Source organism: Erwinia magellanica (assembly GCF_039023495.1).
In the GTDB taxonomy this organism is placed as follows: Bacteria; Pseudomonadota; Gammaproteobacteria; order Enterobacterales; family Enterobacteriaceae; genus Erwinia.
Map to the genome: position 1 here is coordinate 1,406,475 of NZ_JBCHVC010000001.1, position 21,834 is coordinate 1,428,308.

The 21,834-nt window shown below is 54.2% G+C and carries 19 protein-coding genes; 11 read left to right on the top strand and 8 right to left on the bottom strand.

Annotated features, from left to right (window positions below):
* Positions 1–110 precede the first annotated feature (110 nt).
* The 3 genes from AAH450_RS06420 to yobA are packed head-to-tail and all read right to left on the bottom strand — an operon-like array spanning position 111 to position 1,748.
* A complete protein-coding gene (locus AAH450_RS06420) occupies positions 111–449 on the bottom strand; it encodes a YebY family protein (protein WP_342909430.1) in 339 nt (112 codons plus the stop codon).
* A 59-nt stretch (positions 450–508) separates the two neighbouring features.
* Positions 509–1,387 (bottom strand): copper homeostasis membrane protein CopD, encoded by an 879-nt coding sequence (gene copD, locus AAH450_RS06425; protein WP_342909431.1) that lies wholly within the window; start codon positions 1,385–1,387, stop codon positions 509–511.
* A gap of 1 nt (position 1,388) precedes the next feature.
* Entirely contained in the window at positions 1,389–1,748 is a 360-nt protein-coding gene (yobA, locus tag AAH450_RS06430) for a CopC domain-containing protein YobA (RefSeq protein ID WP_342909432.1), read from the bottom strand.
* A 164-nt stretch (positions 1,749–1,912) separates the two neighbouring features.
* Here yobA and AAH450_RS06435 point away from each other — a divergent pair, with 164 nt between their 5' ends.
* From AAH450_RS06435 to exoX, 3 genes are all read left to right on the top strand, one after another.
* Positions 1,913–2,143, top strand: coding sequence for a DNA polymerase III subunit theta (locus AAH450_RS06435; protein WP_342909433.1), 231 nt, complete (start codon positions 1,913–1,915; stop codon positions 2,141–2,143).
* Between the two features lie 75 nt (positions 2,144–2,218).
* Positions 2,219–2,977 carry a carbon-nitrogen hydrolase family protein gene (locus AAH450_RS06440; protein ID WP_342909434.1) on the top strand — a complete coding sequence of 253 codons (759 nt, stop codon included), beginning with the start codon at positions 2,219–2,221 and terminating at the stop codon, positions 2,975–2,977.
* Positions 2,978–2,989: 12 nt separating this feature from the next.
* Positions 2,990–3,652, top strand: coding sequence for an exodeoxyribonuclease X (gene exoX / locus AAH450_RS06445; RefSeq protein WP_342909435.1), 663 nt, complete (start codon positions 2,990–2,992; stop codon positions 3,650–3,652).
* A 1-nt stretch (position 3,653) separates the two neighbouring features.
* Here the strand turns inward: exoX and AAH450_RS06450 are convergent, their stop codons facing one another.
* On the bottom strand, positions 3,654–5,720 hold the full coding sequence (locus tag AAH450_RS06450; RefSeq protein WP_342909436.1) for a S9 family peptidase: 2,067 nt from the start codon (positions 5,718–5,720) through the stop codon (positions 3,654–3,656).
* Between the two features lie 147 nt (positions 5,721–5,867).
* Positions 5,868–6,515 (bottom strand): tellurite resistance TerB family protein, encoded by a 648-nt coding sequence (locus tag AAH450_RS06455; RefSeq protein ID WP_342909437.1) that lies wholly within the window; start codon positions 6,513–6,515, stop codon positions 5,868–5,870.
* A gap of 229 nt (positions 6,516–6,744) precedes the next feature.
* Here AAH450_RS06455 and AAH450_RS06460 point away from each other — a divergent pair, with 229 nt between their 5' ends.
* Entirely contained in the window at positions 6,745–7,572 is an 828-nt protein-coding gene (locus tag AAH450_RS06460) for a sugar phosphate isomerase/epimerase family protein (protein ID WP_342909438.1), read from the top strand.
* A gap of 157 nt (positions 7,573–7,729) precedes the next feature.
* On the opposite strand, the gene AAH450_RS06465 is transcribed toward AAH450_RS06460, so the two are convergent.
* Complete coding sequence (locus AAH450_RS06465; protein ID WP_342909439.1) at positions 7,730–8,128, bottom strand: YebG family protein; 399 nt, start codon at positions 8,126–8,128, stop codon at positions 7,730–7,732.
* 139 nt (positions 8,129–8,267) lie between these two features.
* Between AAH450_RS06465 and purT the strand changes: the two genes are divergently transcribed.
* Positions 8,268–9,446: a formate-dependent phosphoribosylglycinamide formyltransferase gene (purT, locus tag AAH450_RS06470; protein ID WP_342909440.1), complete on the top strand. Its 1,179-nt coding sequence runs from the start codon at positions 8,268–8,270 to the stop codon at positions 9,444–9,446.
* A 256-nt stretch (positions 9,447–9,702) separates the two neighbouring features.
* On the opposite strand, the gene AAH450_RS06475 is transcribed toward purT, so the two are convergent.
* Positions 9,703–10,341: a bifunctional 4-hydroxy-2-oxoglutarate aldolase/2-dehydro-3-deoxy-phosphogluconate aldolase gene (locus tag AAH450_RS06475; RefSeq protein WP_342909441.1), complete on the bottom strand. Its 639-nt coding sequence runs from the start codon at positions 10,339–10,341 to the stop codon at positions 9,703–9,705.
* 220 nt (positions 10,342–10,561) lie between these two features.
* Positions 10,562–12,037 carry a glucose-6-phosphate dehydrogenase gene (zwf, locus tag AAH450_RS06480; RefSeq protein ID WP_342909442.1) on the bottom strand — a complete coding sequence of 492 codons (1,476 nt, stop codon included), beginning with the start codon at positions 12,035–12,037 and terminating at the stop codon, positions 10,562–10,564.
* Positions 12,038–12,411: 374 nt separating this feature from the next.
* On the opposite strand from zwf, the gene AAH450_RS06485 reads away from it, so the two are divergent.
* From AAH450_RS06485 to AAH450_RS06510, 6 genes are all read left to right on the top strand, one after another.
* The gene (locus tag AAH450_RS06485) at positions 12,412–13,293 is read left to right on the top strand and encodes a MurR/RpiR family transcriptional regulator (RefSeq protein ID WP_342909443.1); all 882 of its coding nucleotides are present in this window, start codon (positions 12,412–12,414) and stop codon (positions 13,291–13,293) included.
* A 93-nt stretch (positions 13,294–13,386) separates the two neighbouring features.
* Entirely contained in the window at positions 13,387–14,829 is a 1,443-nt protein-coding gene (pyk, locus tag AAH450_RS06490; protein ID WP_342909444.1) for a pyruvate kinase, read from the top strand.
* 418 nt (positions 14,830–15,247) lie between these two features.
* A complete protein-coding gene (locus AAH450_RS06495; protein ID WP_342909445.1) occupies positions 15,248–16,792 on the top strand; it encodes a pyridoxal phosphate-dependent decarboxylase family protein in 1,545 nt (514 codons plus the stop codon).
* Between the two features lie 6 nt (positions 16,793–16,798).
* Positions 16,799–18,088 carry a lysine N(6)-hydroxylase/L-ornithine N(5)-oxygenase family protein gene (locus AAH450_RS06500; RefSeq protein WP_342909446.1) on the top strand — a complete coding sequence of 430 codons (1,290 nt, stop codon included), beginning with the start codon at positions 16,799–16,801 and terminating at the stop codon, positions 18,086–18,088.
* Between the two features lies 1 nt (position 18,089).
* Positions 18,090–20,441 carry a GNAT family N-acetyltransferase gene (locus AAH450_RS06505; RefSeq protein ID WP_342909447.1) on the top strand — a complete coding sequence of 784 codons (2,352 nt, stop codon included), beginning with the start codon at positions 18,090–18,092 and terminating at the stop codon, positions 20,439–20,441.
* 133 nt (positions 20,442–20,574) lie between these two features.
* Positions 20,575–21,810 (top strand): MFS transporter, encoded by a 1,236-nt coding sequence (locus tag AAH450_RS06510; protein WP_342909448.1) that lies wholly within the window; start codon positions 20,575–20,577, stop codon positions 21,808–21,810.
* Positions 21,811–21,834 lie beyond the last annotated feature (24 nt).

The window sequence follows — 21,834 nt, forward strand, 5'->3', positions numbered from 1 at the left end:
ATCGGTAACTGAACAGCCCAATCCCCTCAGCGAAACATAAATCACCACGGAAAGGTGACTTCTTCTGCTTCAAAACGCCCTACCCGGCCAGCCAGGCATCACGTTATCTGTCAGTCACACAGCTTCTGCGTACGTTCTACTATCGGCGTCAGGCTTTTCTTCTCTCCGGGATGCCCGGCATCGTCGCTCTGAATCACGCTGATATCCTGCCCTTTGGCCTGACCCTTCTTCACCAGGTCAGCAGCAACATCATTAATCGGATACTGCATCAGCGTGGCGGGGTTGATAACAAACAGCGCGCCGCCTTTAGCACAGGTCAGCATCACTTCTTCACGGTTAAATGGCCAGTTATCCTTACCCACCTCAAAGCGGCTGACGGTGACAATCTGCGCCGCCAGGGCGCCTGAACAAAAACTCATTGCTAACAGCAGACAAGCCATTTTTTTCATGGTGTTACAATACCTCTTTAAATAATGCCTGCCGTTGCAGGCAGCAGAAATAGTGGGTGTCAGGCTGGTTCCAGCGTGGCAAATATGCTGACTAACAGCAGCACCAGCGCAGAAAGCAGCAGCTCTGCCAGCGTGGTGCGCAGGAACAGACGTTGCGCGCTTTCCCCACAACGCTGGAAACGTGGCACCAGCCAGTAGCGGTTTGCCAGCGCCACTACACACATCAGCATCACCAGCAGCGTTTTTAACAGCAGCAGCTGGCTGTAAAGCTGGAAACTTGCAGGAGGCCAGCCCAACAGCAACAGCGCATTGATTACGCCACTCACTACTACCAGCGCTACGGCAAGATGGCCATAGCGGGAGAAACGCATCAGCGTGCTGATAGCGTCATAGCGGGTGCTCTGCTGCCGGGCCTCTCTCATCAGCATGGCTACCGGCAACAGCCCGCCTGCCCAGAAGGCGGCGGAAATAAGATGAACAGCCTGATTGGTGCGCTGTAAAACGCCTGTACCGCCATCCAACATTGCCGCATGCCCCACAAAGGCCAAGCCTGTTAACTGCCCAATACTGCTGAGCAATAGCAGCTGTTGCCGCCCTCTTCCTTTCAGCAACAGTGCAAGTACGCCTGCCAGGGCGAGCAGCAGTTGCCACTGCCAGGCCTGACCAAAGCGGGTCCGCAACACAGCCTGCCACACATGCACGTCAGTGATATCCTGCCAGCCATTCCCCATCAGTCCGGTTTGGGCTGCCAGTAACAGGGTTGCCGTACAGAGAGAGAGCACGGCACTGACTGCCAGCAGCCGTTTAAAACGCTCCGCAAGATAACGCCTGAAGCGAGCCGGGGCCATGAGTGCGGTATAGAGGCTGCCGCCCGCAAGGGAGATCAGCGCGGCAAAATGCAGCCAGCGGCAAAGGATATAGAAAATGCTGAGGGACATATCACTTCACGCTGAAGGAGTAATTCCCCTGGGTTTTATGGCCGTCAACCGAGAGCACATGCCAGTTAACCTGATAGTGACCGCTAACCAAAGGCTGTTTCAGCGGCGCAATCAGCTGGTTATGCTGCCGGGGGGCGCGCTCTGCTTCCGCCAGCGGAATCGCTTTCTGATTACCGTCGATAATTTCAACGCCGCTGAAAGCAGGCTCAATATCTTCGGAGAAGGTCAACGTCAGCGCCTGAGGAGAAGCTTCTACATTGGCGTTCGCCGCGGGGTACTGATTTTTCAGATGAGCGTGCGCAGAAACCTGCTGTGAAAAGACGGCGAGCGCCAGAGCAAAAACCAGAGAGAACTTACGCATAATAATCATAGTATCCTGTGCTTTGCAGCCCGAAAGCTGTGATGTGGCCGAAAGGATACTCCGCCTGAAATACGGTGTCGAGACGATAACGGCTCTCACTGCGGCCCGGACTTGCGAAAGTGCACTAACTGCTATATTTTTGCCGCCGACAGAGGAGAAACCTGATGAATCACAATCTGGCTGAACTACCCCAGGAAGAAAAAGATAAGGTCAATGTAGACTTGGCTGCGGCTGGCGTAGCGTTCAAAGAGCGTTATAACATGCCGGTGATTGCTGAAATGGTTGAGCGTGAGCAGCCGGAAGCGTTGCGTGACTGGTTTCGCCAGCGCCTGACGCAGTATCGCCAGGCCTCATTAAGCTTGTCCCGCCTGCCTTATGAACCGAAGCAAAAATAGCGCGTCAGTTTCGCTTGTTTTTCCTTATCGCTTCGGTTGAGATAATAACCTGTTACAGGCCATGCTGGAGTGCTTATGTCTGTCTGGAGTATAGCTGCTGCCCAATCGGGCTCCCGTCCTGGCGACCTCGCCTGGAATATTTCCCGTCACCTCGACTTTATTCGTCAGGCTGCTGTTCATCACGTCGATCTGCTGATCTTCCCTGAACTTTCCCTTACGGGTTACGAGCTGGACCGCGTTACCGAACTGGCAATGCCCATGGACGATCCCCGCCTGGAAGGGTTTGCCGTGGCCGCGACTGAACATAAAATGTCGATTATTGTCGGGCTTCCGCTGTTAACAGCAGACGGCATCCTGCTCAGCGCCATCGCTTTTCTGCCGGACGGCACAAGGATGGCTTACGGCAAGCGCAATCTCTTTGGTGATGAGAAAAAGCTGTTCTCCGTGGGCGAGAGCGTCCCGCTGTTTGGCTATGATCAGCATCATGTGGCAATGGCTATCTGCGCAGATATCAGCGTGGAGGAGTATGCCAGGGACGCCGCAAGACGGGGCGCGAACCTCTATGCCACCGGCGTACTGGTTTCTGAAAATGGCTATCATCAGGACTGCGAATATCTGGCTCGCTGGTCACGAGACTATAAAATGGCGGTGTTAATGGCGAACCATGCCCTGCCAACCGGCGGCTATCAGAGTGCGGGTAAAAGCGTGCTGTGGGATGAAAGCGGCAGACAGGTGGTCACTGGCGGTGAAGGTGAGCAGCTGGTGATTGCCAGAAGAACCGGTAAAGATTGGCAAGGAGAGGTCCATTCGTTACGCTATCCGCCAGTTATTTAAAAGGGACGCATTATGTTACGCGTGATAGATACCGAGACCTGCGGCTTGCAGGGTGGCATTGTAGAGGTGGCGTCAGTTGATGTGATTGATGGCGCGATTGTCAATCCGATGAGCGATCTTATCTGCCCGGATCGCCCTATCAGCCCTCAGGCGATGGCTATCCATCGTATTACGGAAGCGATGGTCGCGGATAAGCCGCCAATAGAGCATGTGATTGGTCGCTATCACGGCAGCCCCTATTATGTGGCTCACAACGCCAGTTTTGACCGCCGGATGCTGCCAGAAATGCCGGGTGAATGGATCTGTACCATGACGCTGGCACGCGGTTTGTGGCCGGGCATCAAATACAGTAATCAGGCACTGCGTGAAACGCTACAGCTGGAGGTCACACCTCCCGCTGACCTGCATGCCCACCGCGCGCTGTATGACTGCTACGTCACGGCGGCACTGCTGATCCGGATTATGAGCTACTCAGGGTGGGATGCGCCCGAAATGGTACGCCGGATGCTGGTAAAAGGCTCAAGCACTACCTTTCCGTTCGGCAAGTATCGCGGCAGCAAAATAGACGATGTGGCAAAAAGAGATCCGGGATACCTGAAATGGATGCTGAAAAATATCCCGGATTTAAAGCCCGACCTGCGAAGTGCGATGGAGCGGGCTTTATCCGTGGAGTAACTTAATTAGCGTTAGCGGCGCTGAGCGTTTCCTGCGCCAGCGCTATCAGGAAAGCATACTCCAGCACTACCCCTTCATAAGACTTGAAGCGTCCCGATTTACCGCCATGCCCTGAATCCATATCGGTACAAAGCAGCAACAGGTTATCATCCGTCTTCAGCGCTCTTAACTTTGCCGCCCACTTTGCCGGTTCCCAATATTGCACCTGGGAATCATGCAGTCCGGTGGTGATCAGCAAATGGGGATAGGCCTGAGCCGTTACGCGGTCGTAGGGGCTGTACTGGCTGATATAACGATAGAACGTCTCATCAGCCGGGTTTCCCCACTCATCATATTCGCCGGTGGTTAAAGGAATAGATTCATCCAGCATGGTGGTTAAGACATCCACAAACGGCACCTGAGCCACCACGCCGCTAAACAGGTCTGGCGCCATGTTAATCACGCCCCCCATCAACAGACCGCCAGCGCTGCCGCCCATCGCATAGAGCTTGTCCGCTGCGCCATACCCTTTATCGACCAGGGCTTGAGTGGTATCGATAAAATCGGTAAAGGTGTTCATTTTGTTTAACAACCGGCCATCATCATACCACTGCTGGCCAAGCTCTCCACCGCCACGAATGTGGGTCAGAGCGAACACAAATCCGCGGTCGAGCAGGCTCAGGCGGCTGGCGCTGAAATCAGCGTCCATGCTGCTACCGTAAGAACCATAGCCATAGACCAGCAGCGGGTTCTTCCCCTGACGGAAATGGTCGCGATGATAAACCAGAGAGACAGGCACCTGTACGCCGTCGCGGGCGGTTATCCAGAGACGTTCGCTGCGGTAATGGCTGGGGTCGAAGCCTTTCACTTCTGACTGTTTAAGCGTCTTCCGCTCTCCGGTATCCAAATCCAGTTCATAAAGCGTGTCCGGCGTAGTCATGGAAGAGTAGCCATAGCGTAATTTACTGGTCTCCGGCGAAGGATTGATCGACAGCCAGGTCACATAAGCGGGATCGTCATAAAGGATGGCGGCCTCTTTCCCCGTTTCCCAGCTAATTTGCCGCAGCCCGGTCAAGCCCCCTTCCCGCTCTTCCACCACCAGCCAGTCGCGGAAAAGCGTGAACTCTTCCAGCACCACTTCTTCTCTGGCTGGGATCACCGTTTCCCAACTTGTTTCAGCAAAATCAGTGGTGCGATAGAGAGCAAAATTTTTCCCTTCGCGGTTGGAGCGGATATAAAAATGTTGCTGGTAGTGATCAAGAAAATATTCATGATCTTTACGTCGCGGGCAGAACAGCTGCGGTTCCGCATCTGAACGCGTGGCATCAAGCAGCAGAATTTCGCTGGTGGTGCTGCTGTGCAGCGTTATCTGAATAAACTCTTCCGATGTCGTTTTCTGTACGCCGACGTAAAAAGTGTCATCTTTCTCTTCATAAACCAGCTGATCCTGCTCCTGAGTAGTTCCCAGCGTATGTCGCCAGACCTGCCAGGGCAGCAGGGTCTGCTTATCTTTCAGCACGTAGTAGAGCGTGCAGCCGTCATTAGCCCAGGTAAAGCTGGATGAAACGTTTTCCAGCACTTCCGGATACCAGTGGCCGGTTTCAAGATCACAAAAACGGATGCCGTACAGCCTTCTCGATAAGAAGTCTTCAGCTACGGCCATCACCTTATTATCCGTCGTTATACTGACGCCGCCCAGGGTATAAAATTCGCTTTTTGCCGCGCGCTGGTTGCTGTCCAGCAAAACATCCCATTGATCGGGCGTCGTGGTGTTTTCCGGCTGGCGGGTATATATCGCGTATTCGTTACCCTCCTCATAGCGACTCTGGTAGCGATAGCCTTTCCTGACATAGGGCACCGAGTGGTCCCGCGCGGGAATACGATCGATGATCTCTTTAAGCAGGCCTTCCTGTAGCGCCTTTTGCGACTGCATAATCGCTCTGCCGTAATCATTTTCCGCATGCAGATAATCCAGAACCGCCGGATCTTCGCGCTGGTCATCCCGCAGCCAGTAATAATTGTCGGTGCGAGTTTCCCCATGAAGGGTCATCTCGAAGGGAATTTTTTTGGCAATAGGTGGTTTTTGCATCGTTCAGCCCCGCTGGATCAAGTACATCGGATCAAGTACATAGGCTAAGGGTGGCAGTTGTCCGCACGAATGCCAAGCGCCAGAGCGAAGGAGGGCCAAAAAATTATTGTTGAAGGGGTGATGAAGGCTTCACCCCGTTTCGTCAGTTCAGGCGGTTAGCTTCTGCTTTTCCGCCTGGATATCCTGCGCCATGCTGTCGCGCACATCCTGCGGGATTTTCAGTTCGTCGCCAAGCGCCTGGAGATAACTACGTTCCATAAAATGGTCCACATCAATCACCAGATTGCTGAGGAAGTAGAGTTCCAGCGCCTCTTCCTCATTTTTGACATCCTGCGCGAGCTTATGCGGATCGAGCGGCATATCAATGGCTTGCTGGATCAGCTTTTCGCCGTTTGTCCCTAAACCGGCCTGATGGATATGTTCATCAAGCGCTTTTCGTTCCTGCGCATCGATATGGCCGTCGCTTTTAGCAGCAAACACCAGCGCCTGCACCAGCCTTTCGGCCCGCCGATCCACCGGAGTCTGTTGTTGCCCATATTGCGGCTCATCCTGATGTGTCTGCACAACGCGCTCTTTATACTTCTTCCATAACACCGCGCCCGCAGCAGCGCTGCCGCCAATAATCAGCGCGTTTTTGCCATATTTAACCAGAAGGTTGCGTGACGATTTACTGGCAATCAGTAACCCTGCCAGGCCACCCAAAGCGCCTGGTGCCAGCATTTTACTCAGGCCTTCACCGCCGCCTGATTTACTGCTTCCTAATACGGTCTGAATTTGTTGCAGCCAGTTACTCATAACCTTTCCCGCTCTGAAATGAAAAAACCAGCATAGAGGGGAAGGTGTCAAGAAGCGTAAAGCGAAGAAAAGCCTGGAAAACCTTAACTTTCACACTGGTCTGATAACGGCTCTCTGGCCGCTATACTTACCTTCTGACTGAGCTTTTTCAGTCCTTGCTGCATTTTTTTAAGCGGGAGCGTAAAGACTCTTCCAGCAGTAAGCACTTGCACAACTGAAGGGAATTATTATGGCCAGATTTATCAACAACCCACTATTTATTAATACGGTTCTGCTTGGCGGCACACCCCAGCAAAAAGTGATGGCTGCGGCACAGGCGGGGTTTGATCAGATCGAACTGTGGCGTCAGGATGTGGAGGCACATGCTGGCGATGCCAGAAACCTGGCTGCGCTGCTCGACAATCAGCAAACAGGCCTGACAGATTATCAGGTGCTGCTGGATTTTACGGGCGCGCCAGATAACCGGCGTGATGCCAGGCGCAAGGAAGCGCTGCAAATGCTGGATACGGCGGTACTTTTAGGGGCCAGCACGTTACTGGCGCCAGCATCGACCGATCCGGACTCTGTTGCCGGACGGGAAGAGGAGGATTTACGCTGGCTGAGCAGGGAGGCAGGAAAAAGGGGTGTGAGAATCGCGTTTGAGGCGATGGCCTGGAGTACGCACATCAATACTCTACCAGCCGCCTGGCAGCTGGTGCAGAAGATAGATGAACCCAATCTTGGTCTGGTGGTGGATGCTTTCCATATATTTGTGCGCAACCGCACTGTAGCTGATCTTGCCGGGATCCCAGTGGAGAAAATCTTTCTGGTACAGCTTTCCGATCTCGCCACGCTTCCTTCTCAGGATCAGCTTGTGGATATTGCCCGTCATCAGCGCTTATTACCCGGACAGGGTAACTTTCCCCTCTATACGCTGTTAAACGCGTTACACACGCAGGGCTATCAGGGGCCTTTAGGACTGGAAGTATTTAACGATCTCTACCATCAGCAGCCGCCTGTGGACGTGGCAGGAGAAGCGCTCCACGCGCTGAAAAGAGTGTGCGCCGCAACGAGTTGAGCAGTTGAAGTGGCGAAGTAGTGACGTGGTAAAGTTGTGACGTGGTGAAGTTTTGAAGTGGTGAAGTGGTGAAGGCTTACAGCGGGAAGTATTACACAGAAAGACGCGCAGGCTTTCAGGCCCGCGCGCAAGAAACAGTAACCGACCCGCTGGGAACTCAGGCCGCTTTGACGCCGCGTACCGCTGCGCGGTTTTTAGCAGGCTTAGCGGAAGCGGTTTCAGCATCCTCTTCGCCGTGCTCTTCATCTTCCGCTGCTTGCTGTGCATCCGACACTGTTTTCGCTTTAGCTGCGCCTTCAACACTTGCAGAATCATCCGCTTCCGGCATTTTGCTGGTACGAAGAATATGCTGAACGGCCTCTTTATTTTCTGCCAGGAACATTCCCAGCGCTTCACGCTGATCTTCTTCCATGGTCAGCGGTGATGCACTCAGCCAGTCTGAAAATGCTTCAGCCATATCGAGCATTTTATCGTACGCGTCGGCTTCTTTTTTACTGGCGAATGTCATCTTTTCCTCACCTTTTCTGACGACAACATATTTGATTTCAACAGCCATAGTGCACACCTCGTTTAACTGTATTTTTATACAGTATAACAGCCTGGTAAATTTTGCTCAAGCCTGGAAAGCAGATGTGTACGCAATCGTTTTCGTTTATACTGCGCGCGTTTTTTCCATCCAATCAGGTAAGAAGATTATGACCACTCTTGGTACTGCGCTGCGCCCCGCCGCAACGCGTGTAATGCTGTTAGGGTCTGGGGAACTGGGCAAAGAAGTGGCGCTGGAATGTCAGCGTCTGGGCGTTGAAGTGATTGCGGTTGACCGCTACGCCGATGCCCCCGCCATGCACGTTGCTCACCGTAGCCATGTCATCAATATGCTTGACGGTGAAGCGCTGAAAGCCCTGGTGGCGCTGGAACGCCCGGATTATATCGTGCCGGAGATAGAGGCCATCGCCACCGATATGCTGATTGAGCTGGAAAAAGCGGGCCAGAATGTCGTACCGACAGCACGTGCGGCGCGTCTGACCATGAACCGTGAAGGTATCCGACGTCTGGCAGCGGAAGAGCTGGCGCTACCAACTTCCAGCTACCGTTTTGCCGACAGCCATGAAGCCTTTACTCAGGCTGCGGAGGAGATTGGTTTCCCCTGTATCGTTAAGCCAGTAATGAGTTCTTCCGGCAAAGGGCAAAGCTTTATCCGTGAAGCCTCCCAGCTTGATGCCGCCTGGGAATATGCGCAGCAAGGGGGTCGTGCCGGAGCTGGCCGGGTCATTGTTGAGGGCGTGGTGAAGTTTGATTTTGAAATCACCCTGCTGACTATCAGCGCCACAGACGGCATACATTTTTGCGCGCCTGTGGGACATCGTCAGGAAGATGGCGATTATCGTGAATCCTGGCAGCCGCAGCAGATGAGCGAACTTGCCCGGCAACGCGCAGAGCAGATCGCAGAGCAGGTAGTCAAAGCGCTGGGAGGTTATGGCCTGTTTGGCGTTGAGCTGTTTGTCTGTGGTGATGAGGTGGTATTTAGCGAAGTCTCCCCCCGCCCGCACGATACCGGTATGGTCACGCTGATTTCCCAGGATCTCTCCGAGTTCGCCCTGCACGTTCGCGCTTTCCTGGGCTTGCCGATTGGCGGTATCCGCCAGTACGGCCCTGCCGCTTCTGCCGTTATTTTGCCGGAGCTGGAAAGCGACAACGTGCAATTCAGCAATGTAGGCAGCGTGCTGGGTGCCGGTTTGCAGGTTCGCCTGTTTGGCAAACCAGAGATCCGCGGCAAACGCCGTTTGGGCGTGGCGCTGGCAACAGGTGAAAACATTGAGGATGCCGTTCAGCGCGCTATTGCCTGTGCCGCCGGGGTGAAAGTCAGCGGCTGACGCTGGCGCGCCAGCTGCATTCAGCCAGTTATGCAAAAGAGAGCGTACCGGAGAGGCCCGGAACGGGCTTCACCCGTCACGCTCTCTTTTCTTTCGGTCTCTGCCGAGCCTGTTCGGGACGCCAGCCAGTAACGGGACGCCTGATCTCTTCTTAGCGTTCGCGCCTGCTTTAAACCGTTTTATCCGCCCCAGTTCTTCGCAGGTTTATTTCCCGGGGCCTGGCTCAGCGCCCCTTCACCGGCAACATCAACCGGATTTAACGTGCGCCCGCCAAGGCTTCTTTCGCCAGCTGGGTGATACGATCGTAGTCCCCTGCTTCCAACGCATCCGCCGGTACCAGCCACGAGCCGCCGATACACAACACGCTTTTCAGGGCGAGATAGTCGCGGTAATTGGCCGGAGAGATACCACCGGTCGGGCAAAAACGTACCTGAGGGAATGGACCGCCAATCGCCTGTAGCGCTTTTACTCCACCGTTGGCTTCAGCCGGGAAGAATTTGAACTCTCGCAGCCCGTAATCCAGACCCGTCATCAGTTCCGAAACGGTGCTGATACCGGGGATCAGCGGCACCGATCCTTTCACGGCGGCCTCAAGCAGCGACTCCGTAACACCGGGGCTTATGACAAACTGCGCGCCTGCATCGGTTACTTCTTTCAGCTGCTGAACATTAAGAACCGTACCGGCACCGACAATGGCTTCCGGTACCTCTTTAATCATCGCTTTAAGCGCATCCATTGCGCAGGCAGTGCGAAGCGTCACTTCCAGCACTTTTACGCCCCCCGCAACCAGAGCTTTCGCCATGGGTACGGCATGCTCAAGCTTATTCACAACAATCACCGGTACAACCGGGCCTGTGGTCAGGATCTGCTCTGCACTGGTCTTCCAGTTAATCATCTCTCTGCTTCTCCAAAGCGACGCGCGCGGCGTCAGGAAAGGGTTCAGTCACTACCATACAGGATCGCCCTTCGCGACGTCCAGGTAGTTGCCCATTTTTTTAAAACTGCGGTTCATTTTTGCGAAACCCCTCTCAGGCTGTGCAAAAAAAAACCCTGCCAGAGCGGCAGGGCTTTTAAGAAGAGTAATAACGGTAACAGCTCAGAATCGCCCTGAGGTATTACTCAAACTCGTTCCAGGAACGGCCATCGCGGGTAATCATGGCAACAGAGGCAACTGGCCCCCATGTGCCGGCCTGATAGGGCTTCGGCGCTTCATTATCAGCAGACCAGGCATCCATAATGGAGTCGACCCATTTCCAGGCTTCTTCTACTTCATCACGGCGCACAAACAGGGCTTGAATACCGCGCATGGTTTCCAGTAACAAACGCTCATAGGCATCTGCCAGGTGCGACTGATTAAAGGTTTCAGAGAAGCTCAGATCCAGTTTGGTGGTTTGCAGATTGTGTTTGTGATCCAGGCCTGGCACTTTGTTCAGGATCTGGATATCCACACCTTCATCCGGCTGCAAACGAATGGTGAGTTTGTTCTGCGGTAATTCCTGCCAGGACTCTTTGAACAGGTTCATCGCCGGGTTCTTGAAGTAGACAACCACTTCTGAACACTTAGTTGGCAGACGCTTCCCGGTACGCAGATAGAAAGGTACGCCAGCCCAGCGCCAGTCATCAATGTCGACGCGGATAGAAACAAAGGTTTCGGTGCTACTTTGTTTATTGGCATCCTCTTCTTCCAGGTAGCCAGGCACTTTTTTGCCCTGAACGAAACCGGAAGTGTACTGGCCGCGCACGGTTTTTTCACGCACGTTGGTGTGGTCGATACGGCGCAGCGAACGCAGCACTTTTACCTTTTCATCACGGATGCGGTCTGCGGAGAGATCGGAAGGGGGAGACATGGCAATAAAGGTCAGAACCTGTAGTAAGTGGTTCTGGATCATGTCGCGCATCTGGCCCGCTTTATCAAAGTAGCCCCAGCGCCCTTCAATACCCACCTCTTCAGCCACGGTAATCTGCACGTGATCGATAGTGCGGTTATCCCAGTTGGAGGCAAACAGCGAGTTCGCAAAGCGCAACGCAAGCAGGTTCAGTACCGTTTCTTTACCCAGATAGTGGTCGATACGGAAAACCTGGTTCTCTTCAAAGAATTCAGCAACCTGATCGTTAATTTCGCGCGAGGTATCCAGTGAGGTACCCAGCGGTTTTTCCATCACAACGCGGGCGGGTTGGGCATTCAGTTTTGCTGAGCCAAGCCCTTTACAGATGGCACCGAAAGTTCCCGGCGGCATGGCGAAGTAGTTAATGGTCACGCGTTTTTTCTGGTCGAGCATTTTGCCTAATTTGCTGAAATGCGCCACATCATTCACGTCGAGATTACAGAAGTCGAGACGATTGCTTAGCTTGTCCCACAACGCTTCGTCGATTTTCTCCTTCATGAAGGTTTCAAGCGCTTCGCGTACTACCTTGGTATAGGCTGCTTTATCCCAGTCGGCACGTCCCACCCCGATGATGCGGGATTCTTCATGGATCTGGCCGGCTTTTTCTAACTGATAAAGGGAGGGCAACAGTTTCCGGCGCGCGAGATCGCCTTTGGCACCGAAAATCACCAGATCGCATGCCTGAGCCGTTTGTGTAACCGCCATTTTATTCTCCTCGTTGCAGGATAAGCCTGACCGGATTAATCCGTAAGCAGTCAGGCTCTTTGTAATTTTATTTCAATACAATGTACTGCGTTTGCCGGGTCCACGTAAACCAGACAGCGTTCCGCCAGCACAGAGTAAGTAATTGTCTGAACTTTACCGCGCATTTAGCAGACAGTTCGTGCGTAATTTTTCGACTTTTTTGTTACTGTATTTACATCTGTGAAAATCAGACACAGCTCAAAGTCTGGTAAAAAAGGCCGGGTAACCGCGTCATGCCTCTGCCCGTGCCTTATCAGCGCACTGTATATTCTCTACAAATTGACATCGATTTCTCCTTTGATTGAAATCGTCAGAATGTATGAGTGGAAGCCGTTATGAATATGCTGGAAAAAATCCAGGCTCACCTGGAACACCTTAGCAAATCCGAGCGAAAAGTGGCGGAGGTAATTCTCGCCTCGCCGGATACTGCTATTCATGCCAGCATTGCGCTGCTGGCGCGCGAGGCGGAAGTCAGCGAACCTACAGTCAACCGTTTTTGCCACCGCCTGCAAACCAAAGGCTTCCCTGATTTCAAACTGTTGCTGGCGCAAAGTCTGGCAAACGGCACGCCCTATGTCAGCCGCAACATTGAAGAACATGATAGTGTGGAGGCTTATTCAGCTAAAATTTTTGAGTCCGCCATGGCCGGTCTTGATCGCGTTCGCCAGCGTCTGGATGCCACCGCCATTAACCGTGCCGTAGATTTGCTTACCCAGTCGAACAAAATTGCCTTTTTCGGGCTGGGCGCCTCCGCTGCCGTAGCGCATGATGCGATGAATAAATTTTTTCGCTTCAATGTGCCTGTGGTCTGTTCCGATGATATTGTGATGCAACGGATGTGCTGCATCAACAGCACAGAAGGTGATGTTGTGGTGCTGATTTCCCACACTGGCCGCACTAAATATTTAGTTGAGCTGGCGCAGCTTGCACGTGAGAATGATGCCACCGTGCTGGCTATCACTTCCCCGGACTCCCCGCTGGCGCGTGAAGCCACGCTGGCCCTGACGCTCGAGGTGCCTGAAGACACGGATATCTATATGCCGATGGTCTCCCGTCTGGCACAGCTTACGCTGATAGACGTGCTGGCTACCGGCTTTACGCTGCGTCGTGGTCCCAAATTTCGCGATAACCTCAGGCGGGTTAAAGCAGCGTTGAAAGAGTCGAGATTTGAGAAAGAGGACCCGCTGGTGGCGCTCCCGTCGCTGGCCCGTTCATAGAGGGCTGCACTACGCGGCCCCTAACCTTACAATGAGTGAACCTTTTCAGGGGTTGCTACGGCAACATCCCTTTCAAAGTCAATGGAGTCATACATGTCAAGACGTCTCAGAAGAACCAAGATTGTAACCACCCTTGGGCCAGCTACCGATCGCGATAACAACCTCGAAAAAATCATCGCTGCGGGTGCCAACGTTGTTCGTCTTAACTTCTCCCATGGCACGGCGGAAGATCATATGCTGCGGGCGAATAAAGTGCGTGAAATTGCGGCCAAACTGGGCCGTCATGTCGCTATCCTCGGCGATTTGCAGGGTCCAAAGATCCGTGTTTCCACCTTCAAAGAGGGCAAAGTCTTCCTGAGCATCGGCGACCGCTTCCTGCTTGATGCCAGCCTGGGTAAAGGCGAAGGCGACAAAGATAAAGTCGGCATTGACTATAAAGGGCTGCCTGCGGATGTGGTGCCGGGCGATATTCTGCTGCTGGATGATGGCCGTGTTCAGCTCAAGGTGCTGGAAGTTCAGGGCATGAAAGTCTACACCGAAGTCACCGTCGGCGGGCCTTTGTCGAATAACAAGGGCATCAATAAGCTGGGCGGCGGACTCTCTGCGGAAGCGCTGACCGAGAAAGATAAAGCGGATATTCTTATCGCCGCCAAAATCAACTGTGACTATCTTGCTGTCTCCTTCCCGCGCTGTGGTGAAGACCTCAACTATGCCCGTCGTCTGGCCCGTGATGCAGGTTGCGAGGCGAAGATTGTCTCTAAAGTAGAACGTGCTGAAGCGGTAGCCAGCCAGGAAGCGATGGATGATATTATCCTTGCCTCTGACGTGGTGATGGTCGCCAGGGGTGACCTGGGCGTGGAAATTGGCGACCCGGAGCTGGTGGGTATTCAGAAAGCGCTGATCCGCCGTGCGCGTCAGCTTAACCGCTCGGTGATCACCGCCACCCAGATGATGGAGTCGATGATCACCAACCCAATGCCAACGCGTGCAGAAGTGATGGACGTAGCTAACGCCGTGCTGGACGGTACCGACGCCGTTATGCTCTCTGCCGAAACCGCCGCTGGCCAGTACCCCGCTGAAACCGTGACCGCTATGGCAAAAGTCTGCCTCGGCGCTGAAAAAATCCCCAGCATCAACGTCTCCAAGCACCGCCTTGATGTGCAGTTCGATAATATCGAAGAAGCGATTGCGATGTCCGCGATGTATGCCGCCAACCACTTGCAAGGCGTGACGGCTATTATCACCATGACCGAGTCGGGCCGCACCGCGCTGATGACATCCCGCATCACTTCCGGCCTGCCGATTTTTGCTATGTCCCGCCATGAGCGCACCCTGAATCTTACCGCGCTTTATCGTGGCGTGACGCCGGTATTCTTTGACAGCAATAACGATGGTGTCGTTGCCGCACACGATGCCATTAACCTGCTGCGCGACAAGGGCTTCCTGATGTCTGGCGATCTGGTCATTGTGACCCAGGGTGACGTGATGAGCACCACCGGCACCACCAATACCAGCCGCGTTCTGCGTGTAGAGTAATTCCGCCTCAAGTTATTGAGCTGCAAGGCTCAATAACTTTTTCCCTCCTCCCCGTCCGTAACTCATAGCCTCTGAGCTTTCCTTTTGCACGCCTCAACCCTCATAACGTGATTCAGATCACACTTTTAACATTAACAACACTTATAACACCTCAGTCACAATAATCCTATTGAATGATAATGATTACTATTTATAATCTCATCCTCAATTACAAACGGTGCCAAAGCGCCACAAACCCACACAAACTGGAGTTATTTTAGTTAAGAACAGCTAAAACCACTGGATTGTTGTGCTATTGGGGATTTTAACCCCCCACCAAAACGTTAATAACGCTGAACTGACGCCATCCCGTCAGGCAACCTTCTCTGCCCTTTTTTCAGGGCGGCAGGGCTTACTACGTCTTTTTTAAGGAAATGCTATGGTCTTACGTTCACAAACTCAGCCCGTGCCTCACCAGCCAGAAGCTGCCGGGCACCAGGAATATATTTTCAATGACCAGCAGCTGGACGCGTGGAATCAGCAGACGCAGCAGGTGTTGTCCCTGCTGACCGCAACGTTCACTGCTGTTGAGAAACCGTTCAGCGGGATTCTTCCGCATGAGCTTGCCCCTGAGTTCGTCAGTGTTGACCTCGACTCTCCATTAGGCAGTAACGAAGCGGCTCTGGAAGAACTCAGCCAGCTCTACTTGCGCGATGCAGTCTGGTTCCACCATCCCAAATATGTTGCCCACCTCAACTGCCCGGTTGTGCTCCCCTCTGTGCTGGCAGAGCAGATCATGGCGGCGGTGAACAGTTCCGTTGATACCTGGGATCAAAGCGCGGGCGGCACCCTGATTGAACAAAAGGTGATTGACTGGACGCTGAGCCGTATTGGCCTTCCCCAGCCCTCTGACGGCATCTTTACCAGCGGCGGCACGCAGTCCAACCTGATGGCGATGCTGCTGGCTCGCGACAGCTGGTGTGCCGCTCACCATCCCGGCCACCTGATCAAACAGCAAGGTTTACCGCACGATGCCAGTAAATGGCGCGTATTTACCTCTAAGCTCAGCCATTTCAGCATTCAGAAATCGATGGCTATTCTCGGGCTGGGCTACGATGCGGTGATCCCGGTGGATTATGATGACCACTATCGTATGGATGCCATGAAGCTGGAGCAGGAAATACAGCGCTGCCATCAGCAGGGGCTGATCCCAATTGCGGTCGTTGCCACCAGCGGTACCACCGATTTTGGCAGTATCGATCCGCTACAGACTATTTCCCATCTCTGCCAGCATTACGGGCTGTGGATGCATGTTGATGCCGCCTATGGCTGTGGCCTGCTGGTATCAGAAAAGCATCGTCAGCGCCTGAAAGGCATTGAGAAAGCTGACTCTGTTACCGTGGATTACCATAAATCCTTCTTCCAGAGCGTCAGCTGCGGCGCGTTCTTTGTTCGCGACAAAAAACACCTCAGCCATGTTACCCATCATGCGGATTACCTGAATCCGTTAAGCGCGCAGCAGGAAGGCACGCCAAACCTGGTCAACAAGAGCATCCAGACTACGCGCCGCTTTGACGCGCTGAAAATGTGGCTGACGCTGCGCATTATGGGGCCAGCCGCGCTGGGGCAAGCTTTCGATACGATTATCGGCCTGACCCAGACCGCCCATACCCTGCTGAGCGCCCATCCGGCGATTGAGGTGCTGCATGCGCCAGAACTGACCACACAAATCTTCCGCTACGTGCCGCGCCCAGGCATGAGCGATGCCGCTCTGGATGAGATCAACGCCAGCATTCGTAAAGCGCTGTTCCGATCCGGTAATGCGGTGATTGCCGGCACCAAAGTGGGTGGCCGTCACTATCTCAAGTTCACCCTGCTCAACCCAACCACTACGGCGACAGACCTGGAAGATGTTATCGCCCTGATCGTGCATTACGGTCGGGAACAGGTTCGCCATTCAGTGCTGAATGCAGCTAATCAGTGAGGACTTATGACTACTGTTTATGATTTTGTTGGTATCGGTATTGGCCCCTTTAACCTCGGGCTGGCCTGCCTGAGCGAACCTGTGGCAGGGCTGAATGGCGTATTTCTGGATCAGAATCCTGGCTTCGACTGGCATACCGGGATGATGCTGGAGAGCGCCCATCTGCAAACGCCTTTTATGGCAGATTTGGTGACGCTGGCCGATCCTACCAGCCCCTATAGCCTGCTTAACTACATGAAGCAAAAGGGTAAGCTCTACTCTTTTTATATCAGAGAAGATTTTTTTCTGATGCGTAAAGAATACAACCAGTATTGCCAGTGGGCTTGTGCCCAGCTCAGCAATCTGCGCTGGAACACCAGGGTGGAATATGTCAGCTATGACGACCAACAGCAGTGCTATCGCATTAAATCTGTGGATACGCAAACCGGTCAGGCGCAGGAGTGGCTGGCCCATCACCTGGTGCTGGGCACCGGGCCTGTGGCCTGGATGCCGGAGTGCAGCCGTCCCTGGCGTGACCGCTTCACCCACTCCAGCGAATATCTGGTCAACAAAGCCGAATTGCAGCAGAAAAGCTCCATCACCGTGCTGGGCAGCGGCCAGAGCGCAGCGGAAATCTATTACGATCTGCTGAGTGATATCGACAGCCACGGCTATCAGCTCAACTGGGTAACGCGCGCCCCGCGCTTCTACCCGCTGGAGTACACCAAGCTGACGCTGGAGATGACCTCCCCAGAGTGGATCGATTATTTCCACGATTTGCCGCCAGCCAAACGCGACGCGCTTAATGCCCGTCACAAGAATCTCTATAAAGGCATCAACAGCAGCCTGATTAACGACATCTACGATCTGATGTACGTCAAACAGCTGGATGGCGAGCTGAACGTCAACCTGTTTACCCATTCAGAGCTGAAGGATATGCGCTGGCTCTCTTCGGGTGAGTTTGAGCTTTCGCTGCATCAACAGGAGCAGGAGCGCGACTTTACCCGTCGTACTGAAGGGCTGGTGATGGCAACCGGCTATCACTATCGCCCGCCGATGTTTATCGAAGGCATCTCCGCACGCCTGCGCTGGGATGAAAAAGGGCGCTACGACGTGCAGCGCAACTACAGCATCGACTATGAAAACAAGGTCTTTGTGCAGAATGCCGAGCTGCATACCCACGGGTTTGTTACTCCGGATCTGGGTATGGCGTGTTACCGGAACTCCGTGTTACTGCGCGAGCTGGCAGGCAGGGAAGTCTATCCTGTGGAACGCCAGATCGCTTTCCAGACCTTCCCGGCGCAATCGGAACGTTAATATGTCAAATATACTCTTTACTGCTTCACGTCCTGCGGGACGTTTTACCCTCCGCCCGATGCGGGAAGAGGACGCCGCCTTGATCCACAGCTGGGTCACGCGAGATTACGCCCGCTTCTGGGGAATGCAGAGCGATACGCTTGCCCAGGTGGCAACCTTCTATCGCGGCCTGATTGCCCGCGATCCCCGCGCCGCGATGATTGGCTGCTGTGATGATAAACCCGTTTTTCTGATGGAGTTTTATCAGGCCAGCGAGGATGAAGTGGGCAAATTCTACCCGGCCCAGCCGGGCGACTACGGTATGCACATACTGATCGCGCCAGCGAACCGTCCGGTGCGGCAGTTCAGCTGGCAGGTGTTCAGCGTGGTGATGGACTACATGTTCAGCCAGCCGGAAGTACTGCGCGTGGTAGTGGAGCCAGATATCCGTAACGAGAAAATCCATCCGCTGAACAAACGTGCAGGGTTCCGCTATCAGCACACAATCGATATGGGCCACAAAACCGCCTGGCTGGCTTTCTGCCACCGCGACAACTATCAACAAGCCTTACAGCAGGAAACGCTAACAATGACCAACCCAAACCCCCTTCTTTCCGGCTCTCATTTGTCTGGCGATAACTGGGCGCAGGCGAACCGTCTGCTGATCCGCAAAGCGATTGCTGAATTTGCCCACGAAAAAATCATCTCCCCTGCTTCACTGGGTAACGATCGCTTCTCCCTGGCGGTACCGGGTGGTGAAGCTGATTACCAGTTTAAAGCCCGCCGACTGGCGCTGGATCAGTGGGAGATTGAACCCGCTTCGCTGATTAAGCAGGAGAACGGGCAAGTGCTGACGCTGGACGCCTTACAGTTCATCGTCGAGTTCAACCAGCAGATCGGCATACCTGCCAGCATGCTGGCGACCTACATGGAAGAGATCACCAGCACGCTTTGCAGCAGCGTTTATAAACTGCAAAAAGACAACCCCGATAGCGCCGCGTTGGTAAGCGCCGATTTCCAGACGGTTGAAGCTTCCATGACTGAAGGCCACCCCTGCTTTGTGGCTAACAATGGCCGCATTGGTTTTGATGCCCGTGATTATCTGGCCTATGCGCCGGAAGCCGCCGCGCCAGTGAAGCTGGTCTGGGTGGCCGTTCACCTGCGCAATGCGCACTTCTCCAGCCTGAGCACTCTGGATTATGACCAGCTGATGCGTGAGGAGCTGGGCCAGGCGGTAGTTGATGGTTTTAACCAACAACTGCGGGAGAAAAAACTGGCACCGGATGACTACCTGTTTATGCCGGTGCATCCGTGGCAATGGCAAAACAAGCTGCTGACGGTATTTGCTGCGGATATTGCCAGTCACGATATTGTCTGGCTGGGCACCGGCGACGACAGCTATCAGGCGCAGCAGTCTATCCGCACCTTCTTCAACCGTAGCCAGCCCACTAAACGCTACGTTAAAACTGCGCTCTCGGTATTAAACATGGGCTTTATGCGCGGCCTTTCGCCCTATTATATGGCGACCACACCGGCGATAAACGAGTGGCTGGAAGAGCTGGTGGCGAAAGATGCGTGGTTGCAGCGCTGCGATTTCCGCATCCTGCGGGAAGTGGCGGCGGTGGGATACCACAATCGCTACTATGAAAAGGCCATTACCGGTGACTCTGCCTACAAAAAAATGTTTGCCGCGCTGTGGCGTGATAATCCGGTCGCCAGCCTGCGGGCAAATCAGCGGCTGATGACCATGGCCTCCTTCCTGCACGTCGACAGGCATCAGAACGCGCTGCTTCCGGCGCTGATTGCCGATTCAGGTCTGCCTGCTGAAGAGTGGATTTCTCGCTATCTGACCTGCTACCTCAGCCCGCTGCTGCACTGCTTCTATCAGCACGATCTGGTCTTTATGCCGCACGGCGAGAACCTGATCATGCTGCTTGAGAATAATGTGCCGGTCAGCGCTTACATGAAGGATATTGGTGAAGAGATAGCGGTGATGAACCCGGATGCGGTTCTGCCAGAGAAAGTGCAACGTCTGGCGGTAGAGGTTCCGGAAGATCTCAAGCTGCTGTCGATCTTCACCGATGTCTTCGACTGTATCTTCCGGTTTATCAGCGCCATTCTGGACGAATCCGGCACGCTGCCTGAAGAGAAGTTCTGGCAAGCCGTCGCCCGCTGCGTGAAGGAGTATCAGCAGATGCACCCGCAGATGGCGAATAAATTTGCCCGTTACGATATGTTCACGCCGGAGTTTACCCGCTCCTGTCTGAACCGCCTGCAACTGGCCAATAATCAGCAGATGATTAACCTGGCCGATCCGGCAGAAAACCTGAAATTTGCCGGTACGCTGGTTAACCCTATAGCGGCTTACCGCTAAGCCCTGACAGCAACGACGCCGCAGAGCCGCATTGCGTCAGATAATTCATCAATTAAGCAGAAAACTGGTGTATGTTGACGCGGTCGCTCAGGCGGCCGCGTTTTTTATTTTTTTCCTGCTGGAAGGAGCCAGAATGGCCTCATTTGTTCCGGTGTCGAGCCTGACCCGCCGCCACCTGATTTTCCCCCTCTCGCTGGTGCTGTTTGAGTTCGCGACCTATATCGCGCATGACATGATCCAGCCCGGTATGCTGCTGGTTACCAGTGAGTTTAACGTTGGCCCGGAATGGGTTTCAGCTTCGCTGACGGCCTATCTGATTGGCGGCATTGTGCTGCAATGGCTGCTTGGCCCGCTTTCAGACAAGCTGGGAAGGCGGCCGGTAATGCTGGCTGGCGTGGCCTTTTTCATGCTGACCTGCTTCGCCACCCACTGGGTGCAGAGCATTGAACAGTTTATCCTGCTGCGATTTTTACAGGGGATCAGCCTCTGCTTTATCGGTGCGGTTGGCTACGCCGCCATTCAGGAGGCGTTTGATGAATCGCTGAGCGTAAAAATCATGGCGCTGATGGCTAACGTCGCGCTGCTGGCTCCGCTTGCCGGCCCGCTGGCAGGCGCCGCGTTTCTCTCTGTTGGTGAGTGGCGAACCATGTTCTGGCTGTTTGGCGGCATAACGGCGATAGCGCTGTTGGGGCTGTGGCGCACGATGCCTGAAACCTCTGGAGACCGTTCCACCTCTCTTTCGCTGAAGTCGTTAGGCAAAGGATATTACTCTCTGTTCCGGGATCGTCAGGTGATGAGCGGCTCGCTGGCTATCGGACTGGTCACCATCCCCTGCCTGGCCTGGGTGGCCCTCTCGCCGGTGATCCTGATCCATGATGAAGGTTTGACCCGCATGGATTACGCCCTGCTACAGCTGCCGGTATTTATTGCGATGATTGCCGGTAATCTGACGTTGGGGAAACTTTCTGGCCGGATGCCAATTGAGCAGCCGCTGAAGCTGGGTGCCTGGCCGATCCTGGCAGGACTGCTGCTGGCCACGCTCTGCACCGCCATCAATCCGCACAGCTACCTGTGGCTCACTGCCGGGCTGAGTCTCTACGGCTTTGGTACCGGGCTGGTGAATGCCGGGCTTTACCGTCTGACGCTCTTCTCCAGCCAGGCGGGAAAAGGCAGCGTGGCCGCCATGTTGGGTATGGTCAGCATCGTGGTATTTGCGCTGGGCATTGAACTGGCGAAAAGCGCCTATTTCAGCGGCGGCAGCTTCTGGTTCAGCGTGGTTAATCTGGCGTGTGGACTGGTGTGGTTCGGACTGGTGCGGGCATTCCTGCGGGAACGTAAGCGCAGGTCAACAATAACAGCCGCGCGATAAGTTCTGAAGTCAGGGGCAGCGTTC

Bases quoted from the DNA above. Each gene is read 5' to 3' on its own strand.
- AAH450_RS06510 (WP_342909448.1), top strand. From the start codon at position 20,575: ATGGCCTCATTTGTTCCGGTGTCGAGCCTGACCCGCCGCCACCTGATT.
- AAH450_RS06440 (WP_342909434.1), top strand. From the start codon at position 2,219: ATGTCTGTCTGGAGTATAGCTGCTGCCCAATCGGGCTCCCGTCCTGGC.
- AAH450_RS06450 (WP_342909436.1), bottom strand. From the start codon at position 5,720: ATGCAAAAACCACCTATTGCCAAAAAAATTCCCTTCGAGATGACCCTT.
- AAH450_RS06455 (WP_342909437.1), bottom strand. From the start codon at position 6,515: ATGAGTAACTGGCTGCAACAAATTCAGACCGTATTAGGAAGCAGTAAA.
- AAH450_RS06465 (WP_342909439.1), bottom strand. From the start codon at position 8,128: ATGGCTGTTGAAATCAAATATGTTGTCGTCAGAAAAGGTGAGGAAAAG.
- AAH450_RS06485 (WP_342909443.1), top strand. From the start codon at position 12,412: ATGAATATGCTGGAAAAAATCCAGGCTCACCTGGAACACCTTAGCAAA.
- AAH450_RS06460 (WP_342909438.1), top strand. From the start codon at position 6,745: ATGGCCAGATTTATCAACAACCCACTATTTATTAATACGGTTCTGCTT.
- copD (WP_342909431.1), bottom strand. From the start codon at position 1,387: ATGTCCCTCAGCATTTTCTATATCCTTTGCCGCTGGCTGCATTTTGCC.
- AAH450_RS06420 (WP_342909430.1), bottom strand. From the start codon at position 449: ATGAAAAAAATGGCTTGTCTGCTGTTAGCAATGAGTTTTTGTTCAGGC.
- pyk (WP_342909444.1), top strand. From the start codon at position 13,387: ATGTCAAGACGTCTCAGAAGAACCAAGATTGTAACCACCCTTGGGCCA.
- yobA (WP_342909432.1), bottom strand. From the start codon at position 1,748: ATGCGTAAGTTCTCTCTGGTTTTTGCTCTGGCGCTCGCCGTCTTTTCA.
- exoX (WP_342909435.1), top strand. From the start codon at position 2,990: ATGTTACGCGTGATAGATACCGAGACCTGCGGCTTGCAGGGTGGCATT.
- zwf (WP_342909442.1), bottom strand. From the start codon at position 12,037: ATGGCGGTTACACAAACGGCTCAGGCATGCGATCTGGTGATTTTCGGT.
- purT (WP_342909440.1), top strand. From the start codon at position 8,268: ATGACCACTCTTGGTACTGCGCTGCGCCCCGCCGCAACGCGTGTAATG.
- AAH450_RS06475 (WP_342909441.1), bottom strand. From the start codon at position 10,341: ATGATTAACTGGAAGACCAGTGCAGAGCAGATCCTGACCACAGGCCCG.
- AAH450_RS06495 (WP_342909445.1), top strand. From the start codon at position 15,248: ATGGTCTTACGTTCACAAACTCAGCCCGTGCCTCACCAGCCAGAAGCT.
- AAH450_RS06500 (WP_342909446.1), top strand. From the start codon at position 16,799: ATGACTACTGTTTATGATTTTGTTGGTATCGGTATTGGCCCCTTTAAC.
- AAH450_RS06435 (WP_342909433.1), top strand. From the start codon at position 1,913: ATGAATCACAATCTGGCTGAACTACCCCAGGAAGAAAAAGATAAGGTC.
- AAH450_RS06505 (WP_342909447.1), top strand. From the start codon at position 18,090: ATGTCAAATATACTCTTTACTGCTTCACGTCCTGCGGGACGTTTTACC.